Below are 21,036 nucleotides of genomic sequence, written 5' to 3' on the forward strand. Positions count from 1 at the left end.
GCTTCAGCCCGGCCAGCGTCTGGTCCGCACCCACCGTCGCATCCAGCGTCTTCTGACCAGTAAGGCCCTCGCCCTTCAGCACCACCTGCGTGTTCTCGGCCAGCACCTGGCCGCCCTTGTCCGCAAGCCTGCCATCGGCCAGCTGGTACACCTTCGCGGCGTCTCCCGTCCGGTTCGCCAGCGTCACCTCCGCAAGCGCCGGCAGCAGCGTGCCATTCGGGTCCACCGGCAGCTTCGTGCCCGGATCCACCAGCACCGGGTGCTTCGGACCTCCCGGATTCAACGGGTCCACCGGCGCCTGCACCACCTCGAGCGGCTTCTGTTGACCCGGCTTCGTCGTGTCCGGCACGTTCACCTTCGTGACCGGCTTCAGGTTCGCATCCACGTACGCCGTCGCCTGGCCCGTCTTCGGGTCCACCAGCTGGTACACCTGCGTGTCACCACCGGCCGCAGCCGTACTCATGCCCGTCACCGGCCGCGCATGACCCTGCGCATCAACCTCCACGGTCATCGCACCCGGCTTGCCGACCGACGTGTAGTCATGCACGGTGGTGAGCACATTGCCCTTCGCGTCCTTGATCTGCTTCTCGACACCCACCGTGTCCAGGCCCTTCGGGTCCACGTTCACGAAGCGCGTGCCCGCCGCGAACGCCGTCCCGTCCGCCTTCACCAGTTCGCCCTTCACGTTGCGCGACACCGCCTCCGTCTGCGGCACGCCCTTCGCATCCAGCGCCCGATACTCCGGCGCCAGCGTGCGCCCCAGATCCTTTTCCACCTGCGTGCGCGAGCCGTCGGCCAGCTTCAGCCCGGCCAGCGTCTGGTCCGCACCCACCGTCGCATCCAGCGTCTTCTGACCAGTAAGGCCCTCGCCCTTCAGCACCACCTGCGTGTTCTCGGCCAGCACCTGGCCGCCCTTGTCCGCAAGTTTTCCGTCGAGCGTTTGGTAAACCTTGGCCTCATCGTTATTTTTGCCCTTGAGCGCGAGCTCCTTCAGTGGATGGTCAAGCAACTCATAGCGATAGCCCCACTGCCCGGCTTGATTTTTCTCCACTGTTCGAGGATGCTCGCTCAGCCTAGGCTGAGCGTCGATAGTCTCTCTCTCTATACTCTCCACGATCTGATAGCGGCTATCGACAAAAACCAAGGTTCCGTCGACTAACTTGATGACATAACCGTCATTCTTGCCGGCGGCATTCTGCAGTGTCGATTCCACCAATAGCCCGCCCCGCCGCACTGACAGGACGACCCTTGACTTATTGGGATCTTCTGAACTCCAAGAAACAAGCCAATCAGAACCATCTGGTGCGCGCACAATTTGACAGGAGGTACCGTCTTCTTGAAACGTGACTGTTTGGCCAACCATCTCATGTCTGGGCTCGGTCTTCGAGTCGTATACCTTTCCCGACACCCTATCCCACCAAAGGGTCTTCCCGTTTATGGGTTTGATATACCTGATCGCCGTTACAAGCGTCGAAGGAGTGTCGTCATAAAAGTCTCCAGAATTCTTGTAAGCACTACCTACGTCTCCGACATCGTGTCCATCTACTTCATCATAGAGGTGTGCCGTAGGATCCAGAAGAATGCCGCCCTCGGCATAGAAGTTGCCATCTTTGCCGAGATAGACGTTTAGGCCGTCTTGCGTGTAGAGCGGGAGCTTGGCGATGACCTCTATCCCAAGCATGGAAATTTTGTCCGCGACCGGAACGAGCAGGCCTGTGTCGAGAATCGGCGCCTCAAGCGAAATTTGCCCATTCGGCGCGAGTAACGCTCCCGATAGCGTCAGAACGTTTTGCGCCGCGATTTTGATTGCAGCGTCCACGCCGTTGGCCGCCACAGTGCTATCTATCGCTTGCGTCACCGCATTAGTCAGATCACGATCTCCCACGGTGACAGAAACGGGAGGGGAGCTGCCACCGGCGCCCACCGTGATGTTTCCGGAAAGGGTGATGTCGCGCCCAAGGATGTTGACCGCTCCCCCGGCAGAAGTGATTTGTCCGCCAACAGAGATGCCCGCAGATGAGATCAACGACGTGGAGCTATTTTTCCCCTCGCTCTGGTTCGTGATCGTACCCGCGCTGGTCAGCAACACCCCCATCAAGGCGTTGCGACCAGCCGCATTCAGCTGAATCGAGCCGTCCGACTGCGATTCGCCAATCACCAGGCTGCCCGAGTTCTCCGCCAACGCATTCATTGCCGGCTTATCAATCACCACATTCCAGCTACCGACCTGGATCGTTGCGGCGTCCGCGGCCACCAGCGAAATACCCCGGCTATCCGCGTTCGGGTCCATACCCGCAGTAATTGTCCCCGCATTCGATACTGAGTTGCCAAGCAAGGCAACAAATGACTTCGCCGTAATTTCCGCGCCCGGCGCCACCTGCACCAGTCCTGGTTGAGTCGAGCCGGCCGCAAAGCTCCACCTCCCCGCCATGAAGTCGTTGCTATTGATGCCCAGCGAAGACGCCACCAGCCCACCCACATCAACCTGCGCACCCTGGCCAAACACCACGCCGTTGGGATTGACGATAAAGATACGGCCATTGGACTTCAGCGTCCCCATGATCTGCGTCGCATCGGGGCCTGTGACCCGGTTCAATGTGGCGGAGTTCGCATTCGGCTGATTGAACGTCACCGACTCCTGTTTGCCGATATTGAAGTTATTCCAGTTAATCACCGCCCGGTCACTCGACTGGTTGATCGTCGTCATCGGCTGCCCCGCCCCCCCCTGGATGACGGCATTGCCTTGCACCACCGTGCCGGTACCCACAGCCATCGCATGGCCTGAGGCAGCCACCAGAGCGACACGCGAAAACAACGCGAGCAGCAACCGCGAGGGCGATGCCGACTTGACGCAATGACGGCGGAACAGGCAGCGAAAGAGAGAAAGGAGATATGATTTCATAAGTATGCAATAAAGCCTGCTGTATATCTAACCCCCCCCGCCCTGAAATTACTATAAGAAATGTCTCTTTTTTGGATTTTTATTTCCTGGGGCGCTGTCACGTTGTTGACCGTGTGAACAGATATGTGCGAAGACAGTGGTGTCTCAGAAAACGGCGGACGAATCTTGGGTAACGCCAGTGAAAAATCGCCATGCATCGAATCGTGCAGCGAGTTGTTGCGGTAGAGCGAAGCGCGCTGCAGGTGCGGCTTGAGCGCGAAGTGTTACCGAATCCGGCCGAAGCACGACGGGAAAACTTGCGTGCGCCCGGGCAGTCGAAATCCTCGCATCCGGCACTCGCGTTCGCGCGTAGGCTGATGGCTGTTTTCGGCTCCGTTGTTTACGCGCGCAGGAGTTGACGAATACGTGCTTCACGTTATCCAGCTTTCTGTTCATGCTCGTCGTGCTTGCCCTCAGCACCTTCATGCTGATCGCACCGTTCGGTTCAATGGACGCACTCGCCTTCTGGAACAGCGCCAAATCGCTATTTATCGGCACGTTTGTAACCGCAATGTTCTTTCTGCCGGCAGTACGTTTGGCATGCACTCAACGGGAATCGTGGAGCGCGCACCGTCGTGCGCAACGCGGCCTGCACGACTTCGGCCCATTGGTCAGGTTGCTTTGCCTGGCGATGATGATCGCTATCGTTTTGAACGAGGAATCGCTATCTACCGCATTGACAAACGCGGCCTTCGACGTGGCTTTCAGCGGCCTGATAGTTGGAGGAACGCCGGTTCTTTGAAGCGTGTTCGTCCTGCCTGTCTTGCGTGGTCTCATCCTGGCCGAATCGCTGCGGAGACAGCGAGCCGGAATTTTCCAATTAAGACCGGGACGGAAATTGGACCAGCCTCAGGGGCTACTCGCCTCTAATGGGAATCAGATTGCCTGTGCCACACGCCTACAAATCGACAGATGAAACAAATTTCTCACCCGCGACACCAGGCACCACAGTCAGTAATCGGGCGGTACGCCAATCAACTGTAGCGAGCCGCTCGTGACCGACGCGAACACCGGGCCGGCCACCGTGCCGCCGTAGTAGCCCTTGCCGCGCGGTTCGTCGATCATCACCGCGACGATCAGGCGCGGGTTGCTCATCGGCGCCATGCCCGCGAACAGCGCACGGTACTTGCCCTTCGCATAGGTCGCGCCGACCTGCTTGCGCGCGGTGCCCGTCTTGCCGCCGATCCGGTAGCCGTCGACGCGCGCGCGGCGCCCCGTACCGCCTTCTCCCACCGCCATTTCCAGCATCGAGCGGATCGCGGCGGCCGTCTGCGGCGACGTCACGCGGTGGCCGCGATGCGCGTCGATCGTTTGCTGGTCGGTGCCGTTCTTCAGCAGCGACACCGGGTGCAGCGTGCCGTCGCCCGCATAGGCCGTGTAGGTCTGCGCAATCTGCAGCAGCGACATCGACAGCCCGTAGCCGTACGCCATCGTCGCCTGCTCGATCGGCCGCCAGCGCTTGTAGCCGCGCAGCCGGCCCGACGCGACGCCCGGGAAGGTCAGTTCCGGCGCGCGGCCGATCCCGTATTCCTGGTACTTGTTCCAGATCGTTTCGGCAGGCAGGTTCAACGCGAGCTTCGCGAGCGCGACGTTGCTCGACTTCTGCAGCGCCTGCGCGACCGTCAGCGAGCCGTGGTTCGACGTGTCGTGGATCACGGCCGGGCCGATCTTGTAGGTGCCCGGCGACGTGTTGATGATCGTGTTCGGCGTGACCTTGCGCTCGTCGATCGACAGCGCGACGATGAGCGGCTTGATCGTCGAGCCCGGCTCGAACGTGTCGATCACCGCGCGGTTGCGCAGCTGCTGGCCGGTGAGGCGCGCACGGTCGTTCGGGTCGAAGGTCGGGTAGTTCGCGAGCGCGAGAATCTCGCCGTTCTGCGCGTCGAGCACGACGACGCTGCCGGCCACCGCGTTGTTCTCGACCACGGCCGCCTTGAGCTGGCTGAACGCGAGCTGCTGGATGCGGCGGTCGATTGTCAGCTCGATCGTCGCGCCATGCTGCGCCGGGACGAGCGGGCGCGTGTCCGACACGATGCGGCCGAGCCGGTCACGGATCACCTCGCGCTGCCCGGACGTGCCCGACAGGCGCGCATTCGCCGCGAGCTCGACGCCTTCCTGGCCCTTGTCCTCGACGTTCGTGAAGCCGACCACGTGCGCGGCCGATTCGCCTTCCGGGTAGAAGCGCTTCGAATCGGCTATCTGCGTGATGCCGTCGATCGCGAGCTTGTCGAGCCGGCTCGCGGTGTCGGCGTCGACCTGCCGCTTGAGCAGCACGAACGTCTTGTCGTTGCCGAGACGCCGCTTCACCTCGACGAGCGGCAGGTCGAGCAGCTTCGCGATCTGCGGGTAATCGGTGTCGGCGACCTGTTTCGGGTTCGCCCAGATTTCATAGGTCGACAGGCTGACGGCGAGCATCGCGCCGCTGCGGTCGACGATGCGCCCGCGCATCGCGTCGAGCTCGATCGTGCGCTGATAGCGCTTCTGGCCCTGACCGACATAGAAATCCTTATTCACGATTTGCACCCAAAAGGCACGCGCCACCAAACCAGCGAATGCCACGAACACAATGAATACGACAAGTCTTGAGCGCCACAGCTGCCGGAATTTCATTTCGGCGATATTCAGAATACGCGGAAAAATATTTCAAAAAATTGCAGCCTCATAAATTCCCTTTCCAGCATAATCCACGAACATTCAAACCGACTTATCAAGGCACTTCTATTCTCATCAATCAAAAAATACAACATTCCGAACCACCTTCTCCCAACCTACTATCAGATTTTTCAAGCAATATAGACAATTATTTTCTAGCAGAACCCTTTTCAACCAAGTCCAGAAATACGACCGGCCATCCGGGATCACCCGATGCTTCGCCGCGAACCCGAATGGCGAGGGGGAATTCTGTGCACTGCTTGCGACCTTTGCTCTCTGCAATTCCGGCGCCATGCCGCGTTGACACCTGAGTGATCAATGCATTCATTGCGGAATTTGCCACTGAGCGATTCGATATACCCACTTTGTGCCAGCTTGGCTGGTCTGAATAATCTCATGTCGATGCCTCTCGCGTAGGTCCGTTGGCCCAACGGAGCTCGCGCGACATACAAGTCGCCAGGTACAACGTTCCGAATATGCCCCCGTTACTATCTTCACGCCCCGATAATCGGGGCTATGGCCAGCTAGGCCCGGCATGATTCTCGCCCCCAGTCGCAGCCATGATCCGGGGGTCTTGTCACCGGGCCTGGTGGGTGGCTGGTGATCGCTGATAGGGGTTTGGCCGGGATATCCCGACGCCGTCCGTAACGTGGATGCCGAGACTTGCCACCGTTGTTGCAGGCCAATCCGTTCACTCTGCATAAACTGCGATGCAAGACACTCAACAACGTGACGCCGTCGATGTCTTTATCGGCGTCGATGTCGGTAAAGGCCATCATCACGCCGTGGCACTCGATCGGAGCAGTAAGCGCCTGTACAACAAGGCTCTACCCAACGACGAGGCCAAGCTGCGCGCCCTCATCACCGAACTCAAGACTCACGGTCGACTACTGTTCGTCGTCGACCAGCCTTCCACCATCGGTGCGCTTCCTGTAGCCGTCGCCCGCGCTGAAGGCGTACTCGTTGCCTATCTGCCCGGACTGGCCATGCGCCGCATCGCTGATTTGCACGCCGGCGAAGCAAAGACCGATGCCCGCGACGCCGCCATCATCGCCGAAGCCGCTCGCTCGATGCCGCATACGCTGCGCTCGCTTCGACTGGCCGACGAGCAGCTCGCCGAACTCACCATGCTCTGCGGCTTCGATGACGACCTCGCCGCTCAGGTCACGCAAACCAGCAACCGCATTCGCGGCCTGCTTACTCAGATCCATCCGGCGCTCGAGCGTGTTCTCGGACCGCGCCTTGACCATCCTGCGGTACTCGGTCTGCTTGAGCGCTATCCGTCGCCCGCCGCGCTTGCCGGAACCAGCGAGAAGACGCTCGCCAATCGCCTGACCAAGCTCGCTCCTCGCATGGGCAAAGGCTTAGCGGCCGAAATCGTTCAGGCGCTGAACGAACAAGCCGTGATCGTGCCCGGTACGCACGCTGCCACTATCGTCATGCCTCGCTTGGCTCAGCAACTCGCCGCCTTGCGCAAGCAGCGCGACGAAATTGCCGCCGAAGTTGAACGACTGGTGCTTGCTCACCCTCTTTGGCCGGTCCTAACCAGCATGCCGGGAGTGGGCATCAGGACCGCTGTCAGTCACCTGACCGAAATTGCCCACAAAGCCTTCGCTTCACTCCGCAATGTTGGGGTCATGTGTAGATTATTTGGTGGGCCCGGCAGGACTTGAACCTGCGACCAATCGATTATGAGTCGACTGCTACTAACCACTGAGCTACAGGCCCGTATTTTTACCTCGCTGGAGTTACAATAATACTACCGTCTCGCGAAGTCGCTAATCCAAATTCACATCGCAAATTTGCCGGAGCGCATGGAACATTACTCTCGACGGCCCAACCCAACGACGTAGCAGTTCGCGATGAATGCCTTGCCCGGGCTGCTTATTCGCGACATCGGACTGCCCGATTGACAGCATCGACGACATTCGAAATCCATTGCTTATCCGGGGACTCCAGCACGCGAGATTTACCAGTTGAAGTAGTAAGTTCGACTTGGTAGGTGGATTTCATAGAGCCCCCCCATGCGAAACAGGCGACAATCGCGACCGCACTTGCAAGCCTTACATCAAGTTGTTTAGAAAAAATAAAAATTGCCAAACAGACAAACAAAAGGAGCGCACAGGAGCGGCGCTCAGGAGAACTCCAAATGACGCGAGCCGAATATATTTCACTTACGGATAATACTGCGCGATTCGGCAGCACTAAATCGGCACTCGTAACACTTACTCCATGGTCGGCAAAAAATACGTGACCAACAACTCCCCCCCGACATTCGGAGGCATCCTGTTGCGTGGACAATAAATCAATGCCATCGTTCTCACTGGAGTGCTTGCGACAACTTACTTTGACCAAGTTACCTCCGTTGTGCGTCATATTAAAAAAGAGGAGAGTCACGCAACTTACAACGACCACCCACGCCACACCCACCCCAAGGAAATTACCGTGACGGCACGGCGGACTTACTCGCATTACGCAAATAAGATTGATCTCGAATTGTATTCAAAAATATTTCAATCTAAAGCCGTCCAATACGGATTTATGAATGAGCTAGGCGCCCTCACTACAAGGGAGATCACATCGATGAAGTCGATACAAAGAGGCACCTAGCGCGACCGCCTACGGCGGAGCCGGCTTTTCTCAAGTGCATGTCTAGCAATTTTCTCCACCTCTGAACCACTAAGCGTAGCCGCAACAGCTCTAGCGTAAGTATCGTGACTTTCAGACAACGGCGCGGCCAAGTCCTTGGCATCCAAATACCGTAACAAGGCAATTTTTCCATGCCCGAGCCGCATACTATATTCATAAAGCGCAAGCGCGGCCGCCGAATCGCCCGACTCTGCAACCAGCCGAACCAGCACCCTAGTGTCGATTCGCCTCACTGAAACGAGCTCCCACTCAAACAACGACGCGAGTTTGATGTGACGGCACACCGCAGACACACAAATGCAGGGCCGACCGCACCAAGCCTAACGACCAGCGAAATAGAAAAGCACATCACTTACAAGCCCTGTTGGCAGTCGCAGCTAACAATTGCAATCGCCCGACCATAACGATCAAAGGGAGGCGCACCACCTTTTGATCCAGCGACCCTGTTCAGCCGCCCCTCGTTGCCCCCAACTCCCACCGGAGACCTCTGCGACTCGCACCAAGAGCCACGCCATACGTCCCGAGAGAGGGTCGCTTATCTATTCGCCAACCGCCAAACCCTCATGCGAGCGAATAGTGCCCCCCGAATAATCGCACCTTGATCGATCTTCACTCGGTGACACCCTAGAACTGACTGCCGCCCGAGCGACTCACCGACACGGCCAACTTCGGTTTGAATACGGCTTGTTGGCCGCCAACCAGGCGATCAGCTGACGCCGGATGCAAGATCCCACCGAACGATCCAGCCACCCGCAAGCTACGCGAGGGGCAAGCCCATCCCTTCATGTGCCAGCGACCAACTTATCGTCGGCACGCACCACCCAAGCCAACGAAAAACCAACCCGCGGATCACGCGTGGCCGCCCCCAATTGACACTCAACCACCACAAAACTGATCAGCACGTGACCGACACCTCAACGCAACACCGATACGACCACACTACGCAACACAAGGCTGCGCGGCATCGATCACGGCGACGGACTTAGAACGCGTCACCAAGCCAACAACACATTCATTCCAGCCACAAAAATTATCGCACATGGATTTAAGTCGATTACTGCACCACCAATTACGCCTCAACTCGAGCGCCATCCGATCAATCCAATGCCCCCGAGATGCGACAAAATCGAACTCCAAGGCTTATAACCCAAAAAAGCCGCCCCAATGACGGGGCGGCATCAAAGGCGCAAAGCCAGCGCTTTACAGCCCAGGCCAACCACACACGGGGACGGGCGTGGTTGAGAACTATGATGCCCGCCCCACCCCCCCTCAACAACAAGAATTGTCTTGTTTCCACGCATTTTGGATGAGCATGACAGGAAATTTCAGGAGCGCGTCCGAACAAACCTCGAAACAGGATTTGCGTTATGCATGGCACCAATCTCGCAGATTAAAGCCATGAATTGACTAGAGTTTCATAAGCACTCACGAGCCGTTTAGCACGCGTAGCGTCGCTCAAACTCAATCGGCGAAAGATCGGCGGCGGGAACCGCGGCATTGATGGCTTCAGCCGTCATCGAACCGCTACCGAACCGCTCAAGTAGTTCGACCGGAATCGCCGGCAGAGCCGCCGGCTGAACTTTCAGTTTGCGAGGCATAAACTCTCCCGGAGAGCATGTTATGCTCTAAACACAAAACTCTTGACAGGCCCTCGAAGGCCGCCGTGCACGACACGAACGCCTGGAAACAGACTTCACGAAGCAGTCGCCAACTGACCGCCTGTCGAACGCCACCGAAGCAGCATCACGAAGAGCGGACACAGTGCGCAAGAAAGCTGCTCGTCGAGGCCGCGTGACGCTAGTAACTCCCGAGATTGAGCGCCGCCGGGAGAAGATATTCCAGACTGATTGTCGAGTGCGCCTGCACCGCTCCCCCAAAAATGGAATCCACTCTTGTCAAATTTTGCGCTACCACGCCTCTTATCTATCACACAATCTCCGCTACCCGATAAAAATGCTATTCACTCTCGCATCATGTTAATTAGCCGTTTAATTATCGAAGCACTTCTATCGAAGCACTTCATCTCGCGCCGCATCATGCACACAAAAAATTCATCTACATTAGGCTTGACTTTTCGCACACCATCCCTCTTTAATAGAAAGACGCGAACTACGGGGGGTTTTATATGAATCAAGATGCAGCTGCACAATTCGATGAATTGGCCGCACTATATGAAGACATGGCAAGCTGGCCATTTCGACAGGATATCGAAATTCCAAGCGTATTGGAAAATATTGGCAAAATCGCCGGACTAAGTGTCGTCGACTTTGGGTGTGGCACGGGTATGTATGGTCGCTGGCTGAAGGCCAATGGAGCCGCGCGCGTTATCGGTTATGACTTGGCCCCAGGCATGCTCAACTATGCACGCCGCCGCGCCGAAAAGGAAAAACTCGAAATTTCCTTCACGTCTACGCTTGGTGCGGAACTCACAGACCAATTTGATATAGTACTTGCCGTCTATGTTTTACCATACGCACGGACCCGGACGGAGTTATATTCAATGTGTGCCGACATGGCCCGGCTACTGCGTCCAGGAGGCCGCCTGATCGCACTACCGATTCATCCAAATTACTCTCCCTCCCCTGACTACTACGAATCGTACGGATTTCGCTTGGTGGCAGACGACCACCTTCAAGCTCCGTATGCCGATGCTGGGCGAGTTCGACTTGAGTTGTGTATTGATCAGAAACGAGCAAGCGTAGACGCATGGTATTGGTCTGAACAGACTCTCAAGGAAGTACTAGCGGAGGCAGGTTTCGTGAATGTCTCGTTGAGCAACCCCACTCCGATCGCCTTTCAAAAAATTTACGCAGCGCCGAGTAATTTGCAAACGTATCTCAAGCAACCTCACACCATTATAATTAACGCTCATCGTGGGTGAGTTTATGACACTGAGCGAGAAACCTCTCAACCACCACTTCAGAAGTGCGCCAATATCGGGTGATATACTCTATAATCAGGTATTAACCAACATTTCCGCTACTGATGAGCATAGCTGGGACGCTCTCGTTTCAGATAACAATTTCTTCAACAGCTATCGCTGGCTCACCAGCCTTGATAATGCACTTGGTCGCACCGACGTTCTCACTGTCCGCTCTGCGGCTGGTTTGGTCGCCGGATGCGCACTTTGGGCCGGCGAGCGTACTCCGGGACTATTCTCTCTTCCTGACTATTTTAAAAACATAAGTGGACCTTGGCATGAGCCTTTTCTCTGGCTCGGAGGGCGACGCTCCACTCACAACGAAATTCCTTGTGTAGCGGGAACGCGGCGTCGGAGATGCTTACAGCACCTCGGACAAGTGGCTACCGAACTTGCTATGCAGCGTGGTTGCGCGGGCATTGTCATGCCGTACATGCCATTGTCAGCCGCGCAAGAATTCTCTGAAGCAATCGACGGCACTTTGTTATTGCACTCAGCTGAGGCAGCAGCACCAATTCCAGCAGGTGGCTTGCCAGAAGCGATGATGGCATGGAAGAGGCACGATCGGGTTCAAGGGAAGGCAGAAATTTGTGCGTTCGAACGCAACGGAAACCATATTGAATGGACTCCGATTGACGAGCATATCGAGTTAATCGCAGCACGTCTCGTAGCGCAGAATCGGGCACGCTATGGCAGCAGACAAGGGGAAGCGTGGATGGCCCGAATGTTTAACGGGCAACGAACGGCCGGTGCGTTGCAATCAGCGGTCGCCGCAATTTCTAGGCGCGGCGATGAGGTGACAGCTTTGACAGTATTCTATCGATTCGGCGAAACATTTCACGCCCGTTATTTTGGCTGCAACTATGAAATCGCGGATAAAGATTTCCGCTACTTCGTTCTCACTTACTACGCTCCAATCAACTATGCCGCCAACAATGGTTTGAAATTTCTTCGCTTATCGACATCTGCGCTTAAAGCAAAAATCCGCAGAGGTGCAAAAATAGAGCCGTTGGCCGCAGTTATTAAGCTTACCAATCCCGCAAAGCTCAACTTTTTCGCCATTGATAAGCACAATAAATCATTTATCGATGAGTTTCGGCGTGAATACGCAGGCCACCTCAGTCGAGAATGGGAAATTTAAATAAATCGTCACAATCATGAAAAAAAGGAAGCCAAAAAATGTTGCATCTCGTCTACATATTGCGGCCCACCTCTCATGCGCGCCTCAATATAAATGCGTTCTGGTCTTGGGTCAGCGATCGGGAGTCGTGGTTTTACGCCGGCCTAGAAATGGCGCACGATCCACGTTGGTATGTTCGCACGATTGGGGCGGACGTGCACTCACTTGAACATATAATTTCTTTTTCCGACGAAGCTGCATGGGGAGCTTACCGCACCGAAATATCGGTGCGCTCGCAGGACGCCGCCTGGGAACGTCGGCGTGTAGAACAGGAATTGTGGTGGGAAATCTTGGACGCGCGCATCTTAACCGACGCGCCGATACGTCGCACCGATTCAATATCCAATCGAGGTCACAATGAATGAACTACGATCGCTTCAGGAACGAACGTTCTGGCTAATACGGAACACGCGGTTCATGACATTAGCGACATCCGACAATAACGGTGAACCGTGGGCATCCACTGTAAATTACGTTCCAGTGGTGGATCATCAAATTCACCTGCTTTGGTATTCAATGAAGGGTGCGCGGCACTCTCTTAACATCACAACTCGATCTGGGGTAACGGGCTCGATATTCCGAGCCGATCTTGTGCCTGCACTATCTCCACTGGGACTTGACGGAATTCAATTCGGCGGCATCGCGCGCGAAGTAGATGAATCATCTGCTATTGCAATGCATGCTGCTTACTACCGTCTAAACTTTCCGGACGAAGCCATCCGTCAAAACTGGATGTTGCCCATTGACGAATTCATTGGCAGTGGCGTAAGACGCTTCTACAAGCTAACAATTGATGCATGGTGGCTACTCGATATCGATCAGTGGTTAAGGAACAAGGAGGATCGGCGCGTCGAACTTCCATCTCCCGACCAACTCGCGCTGGAGTTCGGCGTTACGCTTGCTAACACGCTATGAATCAGCTCTTTTCACGTCTTTATCGGAAGCTCGTCGTATCGTGTCAGGCGCTTGCCGATGAGCCGCTATTCGGTCATGTAGACGCTCTAGCACGCGCTGCAGTGAGCGGGGGCGCCGCCGGGGTATTGACGAATGGCTACGCCGAAATAGCGCAAGTAAAGGCCGCTGTGGACTTGCCAGTGATCGGCGTGATTAGTCAACCCTACCCTGGCGCGGAAATCGTACTGACCCCAACGTTATCGGAAATCGATGCTATCTGGAGGGCAGGTGCCGACATGGCAGGTCTTGAAGCGACCAAACGGCGAAGACCTAACGGTGATACGCTAGAAGATTTCTACTACCGTATCCGTGATCGTTTTCCAACACTGCCATTAATGGCGGAAGTGGCTACAGTCGACGAAGCGGTACGGGCGCAAGCACTTGGATTCGATTGCATTTCCAGCGCTGCTTTCGGCTACACTCCTGAAACATTTGGCAGCAAGCTTAGCGACGCCGATTTTGCAGCGTTTCGAGCGCTTCGTTCAGCAGTAACGCGTTGCCCACTAGTTGGAGAGGGTGGAATTGAGACACCGTCTCAAGCTGCTCGGGCGTTACAATGTGGAGCCGATTTCGTCGTGGTCGGTAGCGCGATTACCCGACCTCAAATTACGACCGCTCGCTTCGTTAAAGCAATGTCCGAGTGATTCAGTGATCTATCCGCTTGATCTGCTCTAGAAATCCTGGACACAAATGAGTGTTAGTGTTTCGGATTCAATTTTCCCAATAGGAACGGGTGATTGGCGATGAAGCGCAAGCAATACTCGGTGGAGCAAATCGTGGCCGTGCTCAAACAGGCTGAGTGTCTCGTATTGTCATATTTGATCGATGCGGTACAACCTCTATCTCGTGCCCGGAATACCAGGTAATGGGCACTTGAAGTTAAGTGCTACTCTCATGCCATATCCTCGTAGCAATCTACGAGGCATTCGCGCGGTGATGACATTGACCTGGCTGGGGGTGTCAGGATTTCCGTGTTCAAGGCGGGTGGAACAATTACACGGAAGGTCGAACGAACCGATCTGCATAAAGGATAGCGAACTGGTTCATGGCCGTCTTCCAGTCGTGCGCGGCACTTCCCCAATTCGCGGTGATGTTGCGCAAGGCCAGCCAGATGAGCTTGGTGGCAGCCTCGTCGCTCGGGAAGTGACCACGGGTCTTGATGATCTTGCGCAACTGCATGTTCAGACTCTCGATGGCGTTGGTAACCGGCATGATATAGCCGGTGCCTCGCGTTCCCGCGCCGAGCGGTTTGAGCATATGGTGTGACCATCCGGGACATGGGGCACTGGGGAGCACTTCGGGTGGGCAGGCCGTTCCTATACGATGAGCCGTGAGCTCGTGTTAGTAGTTGGCCGCCCCTGCGACCCGCCCGGTTGCGCTGCGAGCGCGAATCCGTAGTTGTCGCGCTGTCCCACCGGCTCCCAACAGTGATCTGAAACGGGAGACGGTTATGCGAATCGTAGGGTTAGATGTGTCGCGCTCGGTGGCCGAGATCGCCTACCTGGAGGATGGCACGCTGCATGCAGGCGGCCGCACCGGGTTGCGACGCGACGAACTGGAGCGCTTTGCGGCAAAGCTGCGTGCCACCGATCATGTGGTACTCGAAGCGACCGGCAATACCACTGCCATCGTCAACGTCTTGCGCGCGCATGTCGCGCGTGTGGCGATTGCCAATCCGTTGCAGGTTCGGCTAATTGCCGAAGCGCGTGTCAAGACGGACAAAATCGATGCGGCCGTGCTGGCGCAGCTGTATGCAAGTGGCTTTCTGCCGGAAGTATGGATGCCGGACGAGCGCACGCTGGCGTTGCGTCGGCAGATCGCGCGCCGCTCACAGCTGGTGCGGCAACGTACACGGCTGAAGAACGAGATTCACGCAGTCCTAATTGCACACCTGATCGAGCGATGTCCCGCCACCGATCTGTTTGGCAAGAAGGGGCGTGCGTGGCTCGGTGTTCAACCGCTGCCACTGGATGAACGACTGGGTGTTGAGCAGCGACTGCGCGAACTGGACCGCCTCGGCGACGATCTGCGTGAGGTGGAGCAAGCACTTGCGCAAGCGACCATCGACGACGCTCGACTGCGCGTGATGTTGACGATCACCGGCGTCAACATCACTGTGGCGATCGGGCTGCTATCGGCCATCGGCGACATCGAGCGGTTTCCGAATCCGGAGAAGCTGGTGAGCTACTTCGGTCTCAATCTATCAGTCTATCAATCCGGTCCGGCACCGGCCAGGCATGGTCACATCACCAAGCGCGGGCGCTCTTATGCACGGGCGATGCTGGTCGAAGCCGCTTGGGGTGCCACGCAAGCACCCGGGCCGCTGCGCGCCTTCTTCCTGCGCGTGCGCGATCGCCGCGGCCAGCAAATTGCCGCCGTCGCGACTGCTCGCAAACTCGCAGTAATCGTATGGTATGTGCTGACACGCGGTGAACCGTTCGCGTGGGATCGCCCGGCGCTGACTGCGCACAAACTGCGCGCGCTGGAACTGCAGGCCGGAATGCCGGCGCAGCATGGCTCGCGCAAAGGTTCGGCTGCGGCCTACAGTCTAAAGAGTGTCCGTCAGCAAGAGCGAGCCGTGGCTGAGCAGTCCGAGCGAACCTATCAAAGACTGTTTAACCGGTGGAAGCAGTCGCGCCCCAAATCAGACAGCGCGCCGATACGGTGGCCTGAGGCGCGAACATAGCGAACGAGCGAAGCGTGGTGCGGGACTTGTGCATTTCATCCGTCGTGTAAATGATCTTGCGCACACCCGGCGGAAACGCAAAGAACGGGATCACGCGATCCCAGACGTTGCGCCACGCGCTACTGACAGTCGGGAATTTCTGGCCCCACGGCCCATCCGCAAACGCATCGAGTTCGGCCTGAGCGGCTTCCGCGCTGGGCGCGGCGTAGATGGGCTTGATCGCCGCGGCCAAGCCTCGGCGGTCCTTCCAACTGGCGTAATCGAGGCTGTTGCGGATGAGGTGGACGATGCAGGTCTGCAGCGTGGTGGCCGGGAATACGGCGGCCAGCGCTTCGGGCATGCCCTTGAGCCCCTCAGTGACGGCAATCAGGATGTCGTGAACGCCGCGCGCCTTCAGATCGTTGAATACCTTCATCCAGAATTTGGCAGCCTCGGTATTCTCGATCCACAGGCCCAGGATCTCCCGCGTGCCGTCGGGCAGCACGCCCAGCGCCAGGTACACCGCCTTGTTGCGCACGACGGCGTCTTCGCGAATCTTGACCCGCAGTGCGTCGGAAAACACGACCGGACACATCGGCTCGAGCGGCCGGGCCTGCCAGGCGGTGACTTCGGCCATGACCTCGTCGGTGACCGAGCTGATGAAGTCGGGCGAGACCTCGGTGCCGTACTGTTCCAGCAAGAAGCCCTGAATCTCGCGTACGGTCATGCCTCGGGCATACATGGCGACGATCTTGTCGTCGAAGCCGGTGAAGCGCCGTTCGTGCTTGGGAATCAGGATGGGTTCGAAGCTGCCGTCGCGGTCACGCGGCACCTCGATGCGGGATCGGGCCGTCTTCGGTCAGAGCCGTCTTGGCCCCTTTGCCATTGCGCTGATTCGTGGCGTTGACCGGCTTGGCAGCACCGGGAGGGTAGCCGAGATGATGGTTCATCTCGCCGCCCAGTGCCCGTTCGATCAGCGCCTTCTTGAGCGCCAGCGTCGCGGCGTTGATGGCTTCGGCCGTCATCGGACCGTTGCCGAACTGCTCGAGCAGCTCGGCCGGAATCGCCGGCAGAGCCACCGGCTGGGCTTTCGGTTTGCGAGGCATAAACTCTCCTTGGGAGCATGTTATGCCTTAAACACAAAATTCCTGACAGGCCCACCTGGCTTGCCACCTTCCGTTATTACGGAAGCTTCACTCAAGATCTCGCTCGATAGCTTCTGTGGCGCCGCGCGGCAATTTGATTCCACCGATTCGTACCTGTCGCGGAGTGGTGCCGAGGTACTTCTTCATTGCGGTGGTGAGGTAACTTTGTGTACCGAACCCACAGTCGATTGCAATAGACATGATACTTGCGGACGTATTCTGGAGTAGCCAGCTTGCTCGCTCGAGTCTGCGCGTGATGACATACTGCATGGGTGTCTTCGCAAAATATGCTCTGAACGCCTTGATCGTATCCTGCTCTCTCATGCCGATCAGTTTGGCTATATCGGCCAACCCGATAGGTTTATGGAGGGACTGGTCAATAAACAGATCGATCACATCCCCGCAAAGGGCATCATGCCCCCCCAGCGCTCCGGATTCCGCGGTGTTCGCATTTGGATTTCGACGATACGTGACACTGGGGGGTTCTCCGAACCGTCGAATATAGTCTCGGATAAATCTACCAGATAAACTAAATCCGAGAGTTTGCAGTGCATCGATGAAGCTGGAATTATCCGCGGCAGACAGCGCCCGATTGACCGCGCAGAGCCGCGCCTCATAGAATATCTCCGCGAACCCAAGGCCAGTCATACGCCGAATTCCCTTCTCGAGCGCGCCGGTGGTACATCGGAGTTCCCTCGCGATCCGCCCCAATGTATTCCATTGCATCGGATCGCTTTTCACCATATTGATGGCCGAATAAGTGCGCCGCTCATCAGCATAGTGTTCGAGGCACAGGCTTTGACTGTGGGAATTGGGATGAGTTGTCATCAGTATCTTGAACAAATGCTCGATGAGCACCTGCGCGACCTGTCCCGGCATTGGTTTGACGAGCATCATTTGCTGGAGGCTGCGAGCCGTAGCATTCCACTGTGCCGCAGCCACCTTTGACATTGGCTGCAGATTAAGCGAAATCATTCCGTCGGGTGGTCTGCCTGTCCATTCGTAAACAAAACGGTGCAAACTTTCGGCGTTGACGATCACAGAAAGATGATCGAATCCTTCTTGATGCGTTGTACACATGGAGTTTCCGGATGCGGAAACAGGTAGAACCTCTCCGGCCGAACACGATGTCTCTATGCTTCCATCAGAATACAACGCCCCTCCGCGGTTACATGAAACGATCAGATAATTCTCCCGCGGATGATCCGAGGTGAAAATAAAAGGGGTTTCATGAACAACGTCATACACGGCTACGCCGTTATATGCATACCCAACCATGTCTACAACACATTTTTGGCTGCGCTGCGGCGTGAATTTGTGACTTGCATATCTCGACGTGATATATGCAGATATTATATCAAGATCGTCGCTATGTAGACGGTGCTCGTCTATCACTTGGTGGCGGGTCATTTCCGTGTGAGGCATTAATATCACCTAAGCCGGGAAATTATAAATAACTAAAAAATCGCAACATAACAAATGTTATCTGCGCACCAATTAATATTCGCATGCCATTCTTTTTTGGACTTGTATTTTCATTGACAAGCGCGCTCAGCCATCTGGGGAAACACTAATTAATAGGCGATCGCGCAAGGTCGTCGGCGATGGGCGGGGAATGGCCGAATACCGAAGCGGGGCGCCGCCCATTCGTAGGAGTTTTCCCCGAGGATGTGCCTTAATTCTCACATTTCTCATACGCATGACGGACTTCCCCCATGAATCGAGCGCAGCCGGTTTCGCGCGATCATCAGATCCTTCTGCGCACCGTCCTGCATCGCCTTCGTGCTTTCCTCGTTTGGCCGCCACATGCCACTTCACCGACTTGCTTTTCATCTCATCGCGCTTGTCTATGCCGATATAGCTCGCATCACCAAACGCTTCTTGCTCGTGACCGTGTAACAGCGCGTGTGCTTGCGAAAACATCAGACACGTCGGCGGACGTGCCGACCACGCCGTGAACCAGCCTCGAATCGCCATCGACACCGATGTGCGCCTTCATGCCGAAGCGCCACTCGTTGCCTTTCTTCGTTTGATGCATGTCCGGATCGCGACGCTACCCGGCGTTCTTGGTCGACGGCGGCGCTTCGATGATCGTCGCATCGACCAGCGTGCTTTCCTTCACATCAACCCGCGTTCGCACAGCGAGATGCCAATCTCGTCAAACAGCTTGAGCGTCAGGTCATGTTCGAAAAGCAAGCGCCGGAACTTCAGCAGCGTGGTCGCATTCGTCACACTCTTGACGGCCAGATCGATCCCGGCAAACTCCCGCATCGCAATATTGTCGTACGGTGCATCTTCCAGCCCTTCGTCCGACAGGCTGTAGCACTGCTGCAGAAAGTAGATTCGAAGCATCCGCTCCAGACCGATCGGCGGGCGGCTCCGAGTTCCTTTCGGGTAGTACGACTCGATTGCCGTCAGCAATCGCGACCACGGCACGAGCTTCTCCATCTCGTCCAAGAAACGCTGATACCGGGTCACGCGCTTCTTGCCCGCACTTTCCGCTTTCGCAAAGCTCATTTTCCGTTTCATCGTCGTGGGCCCGTTCCGCGAACTAATGAGTCCCGCCGGCAATCACGCACGCACCGTCGCTCTCGACATTGGCCGTCGCACCGATGTTAGCCGCCCGAAGACAATCGGTTCCGAGTCGGCTCAGGGCTTGTCGTCGATGACCAGAAGCGTATTGCGCACGTTGGACAGCGCCTCGGCACCCTCGTCGAGGAAGACGATCGTTTCGATGATCCCGGTGCCCCCGACGAAACTCTCGAAGTTGGTGACGAGCCCGTGCTCGACATACTTCTCATGCTCGTCGAGCTCGACGTTCCAATTGAACTCACCCACCCAGTCGGGGGGAAAAGCGATGCCGAGCTGATAGCCACCGATCCAGTCGCGCAGATCCCACACGCCGAATGACTGATAGTATTTTCGCAGTTCGGCACTGATCGTCGCGAACGAGGTTCCTACCGTTGCCACGCTTATCAGAAGCTCGACAGCACCCGCAGCCACCGCACTGACATCCTCGAGATCCTTCGACGGGTTCCCGAGATAGAACTGGCGCGCGGTGTTCGCATGGTAGCGATGCTTGACCCCGCACGGGTCGACGAGGAGCGGGCCTTCGCCAATAACGCGGGTGCTGGACAACGCATGGCAGTAGCTGCGCGTGCGCGAAACGGTGTTGTGCAATCCGCTGGTTTCGCCACCTGCTTGAGCCATGGCCCACTCCAGTTCCGCCCATACCTGGATCTCCGTCATCTTCGGATGCAGCTCGTTCATCAGGTGTGCGTAGCCGGCGTCGAGAATCCGCGAGGCCTCCCGGATCACCTTGATCTCGGCCGGCGACTTAATGCGCTGAAGATCGCGTAGCATGATCGACACGTCTCGCACATCGTGACCGCAATTCTTCAGTGTTGCTATCAGGTGTTCGGTGGTCGCCGCGTTCTGTCGAGGGGTCCACATCTCGATACCCCACGTACCAGACACCCAGCACTCGGCGGTAAGCGCCTTTACCACGGCCCCATGTACGCCGTTCAAGCTCGGGTCGACTGTTTCTGGACGCTCAGGATCGTCGAAATGCCGGATATCGGCGGCAATCGAGGTAAAGCTGAGCAGCTGTGCGTGATCGGCCGAGTCAAACACGATCATGCTGCCTTTATCCCGGTGAACGGCCGTGAAGCTGCACGGCGGCCAGGCCGTCGTCGAACCGGTTCGGTACCACCGCGCCTGATAACCGTGCAGCCAACACTGCGACTCCGGTGACGACAGCAGTACTACGTCGACGCGTTTCCGCTCCATCGCGGTGCGAAGCTTTGCCAGGCGCAACGCGTACTCGTCGTCGGAGAAAGACTGCTGTTTGGGGACGGTCTCGTCCATCAGCGTCTTCAGATAATCCCGATTCAGTTGAAATCCGCTCATCGCCGCAATCACCTATCCCGT

General features: G+C 56.9%; 12 protein-coding genes, 1 tRNA gene and 6 pseudogenes. 8 read left to right on the forward strand and 11 right to left on the reverse strand.

Translation table 11 applies throughout. The features are described 5' to 3' along the window. Both E9536_RS40310 and E9536_RS42470 read right to left on the reverse strand, forming a co-directional pair. A partial coding sequence (locus tag E9536_RS40310; RefSeq protein WP_136473157.1) for a filamentous hemagglutinin N-terminal domain-containing protein occupies positions 1-2,902 on the reverse strand: 2,902 nt, incomplete at its 3' end. A gap of 284 nt (positions 2,903-3,186) precedes the next feature. Further along, positions 3,187-3,300: pseudogene (locus E9536_RS42470) on the reverse strand (IS6 family transposase); the annotation flags it as partial. A gap of 35 nt (positions 3,301-3,335) precedes the next feature. Here E9536_RS42470 and E9536_RS40320 point away from each other — a divergent pair. After that, complete coding sequence (locus E9536_RS40320; protein ID WP_136473159.1) at positions 3,336-3,683, forward strand: hypothetical protein; 348 nt, start codon at positions 3,336-3,338, stop codon at positions 3,681-3,683. Between the two features lie 215 nt (positions 3,684-3,898). Here the strand turns inward: E9536_RS40320 and E9536_RS40325 are convergent. After that, a pseudogene (locus tag E9536_RS40325) lies at positions 3,899-5,533 on the reverse strand (penicillin-binding protein 2); the annotation flags it as partial. 770 nt (positions 5,534-6,303) lie between these two features. Here E9536_RS40325 and E9536_RS40335 point away from each other — a divergent pair. Further along, positions 6,304-7,224, forward strand: a pseudogene (locus E9536_RS40335) (IS110 family transposase); the annotation flags it as partial. 20 nt (positions 7,225-7,244) lie between these two features. Here the strand turns inward: E9536_RS40335 and E9536_RS40340 are convergent. From E9536_RS40340 to E9536_RS41770, 3 genes are all read right to left on the reverse strand, one after another. Continuing rightward, positions 7,245-7,321: transfer RNA gene (locus tag E9536_RS40340), tRNA-Ile, on the reverse strand. A gap of 156 nt (positions 7,322-7,477) precedes the next feature. Next, entirely contained in the window at positions 7,478-7,948 is a 471-nt protein-coding gene (locus E9536_RS40345) for a DUF6232 family protein (RefSeq protein WP_168799639.1), read from the reverse strand. Between the two features lie 1,730 nt (positions 7,949-9,678). After that, positions 9,679-9,840, reverse strand: coding sequence for a hypothetical protein (locus tag E9536_RS41770; protein WP_168799638.1), 162 nt, complete (start codon positions 9,838-9,840; stop codon positions 9,679-9,681). Positions 9,841-10,367: 527 nt separating this feature from the next. Here E9536_RS41770 and E9536_RS40355 point away from each other — a divergent pair. The 5 genes from E9536_RS40355 to E9536_RS40375 are packed head-to-tail and all read left to right on the forward strand — an operon-like array spanning position 10,368 to position 13,940. Next, complete coding sequence (locus E9536_RS40355) at positions 10,368-11,123, forward strand: class I SAM-dependent methyltransferase (RefSeq protein WP_136473167.1); 756 nt, start codon at positions 10,368-10,370, stop codon at positions 11,121-11,123. 4 nt (positions 11,124-11,127) lie between these two features. After that, positions 11,128-12,303: a peptidogalycan biosysnthesis protein gene (locus E9536_RS40360; protein ID WP_136473169.1), complete on the forward strand. Its 1,176-nt coding sequence runs from the start codon at positions 11,128-11,130 to the stop codon at positions 12,301-12,303. Positions 12,304-12,341: 38 nt separating this feature from the next. Then, a complete protein-coding gene (locus E9536_RS40365; protein WP_136473171.1) occupies positions 12,342-12,707 on the forward strand; it encodes a hypothetical protein in 366 nt (121 codons plus the stop codon). Continuing rightward, entirely contained in the window at positions 12,700-13,257 is a 558-nt protein-coding gene (locus E9536_RS40370; protein WP_136473173.1) for a pyridoxamine 5'-phosphate oxidase family protein, read from the forward strand. The genes E9536_RS40365 and E9536_RS40370 overlap by 8 nt, the downstream gene beginning before the upstream one ends. Then, positions 13,254-13,940, forward strand: coding sequence for an N-acetylmannosamine-6-phosphate 2-epimerase (locus E9536_RS40375; protein ID WP_136473175.1), 687 nt, complete (start codon positions 13,254-13,256; stop codon positions 13,938-13,940). The genes E9536_RS40370 and E9536_RS40375 overlap by 4 nt, the downstream gene beginning before the upstream one ends. A 349-nt stretch (positions 13,941-14,289) precedes the next feature. Here E9536_RS40375 and E9536_RS40380 read toward each other — a convergent pair. Continuing rightward, a pseudogene (locus E9536_RS40380) lies at positions 14,290-14,499 on the reverse strand (transposase); the annotation flags it as partial. Between the two features lie 247 nt (positions 14,500-14,746). Here E9536_RS40380 and E9536_RS40390 point away from each other — a divergent pair. Further along, entirely contained in the window at positions 14,747-15,982 is a 1,236-nt protein-coding gene (locus E9536_RS40390; protein ID WP_136473177.1) for an IS110 family transposase, read from the forward strand. Between the two features lie 31 nt (positions 15,983-16,013). On the opposite strand, the pseudogene E9536_RS40395 reads toward E9536_RS40390, so the two are convergent. From E9536_RS40395 to E9536_RS40410, 4 genes and pseudogenes are all read right to left on the reverse strand, one after another. Then, positions 16,014-17,067: pseudogene (locus E9536_RS40395) on the reverse strand (IS256 family transposase); the annotation flags it as partial. Between the two features lie 87 nt (positions 17,068-17,154). Next, positions 17,155-18,186, reverse strand: a complete 1,032-nt coding sequence (locus E9536_RS40400; protein WP_247873598.1) for a helix-turn-helix domain-containing protein — start codon at positions 18,184-18,186, stop codon at positions 17,155-17,157. Between the two features lie 611 nt (positions 18,187-18,797). Continuing rightward, positions 18,798-19,635, reverse strand: a pseudogene (locus E9536_RS40405) (IS5 family transposase). Between the two features lie 120 nt (positions 19,636-19,755). Beyond that, positions 19,756-21,015 (reverse strand): Xaa-Pro peptidase family protein, encoded by a 1,260-nt coding sequence (locus E9536_RS40410; protein WP_136473181.1) that lies wholly within the window; start codon positions 21,013-21,015, stop codon positions 19,756-19,758. Positions 21,016-21,036: the final 21 nt, after the last annotated feature.

This window comes from Burkholderia sp. LS-044, assembly GCF_004803625.1.
Taxonomy (GTDB): domain Bacteria; phylum Pseudomonadota; class Gammaproteobacteria; order Burkholderiales; family Burkholderiaceae; genus Burkholderia; species Burkholderia cepacia.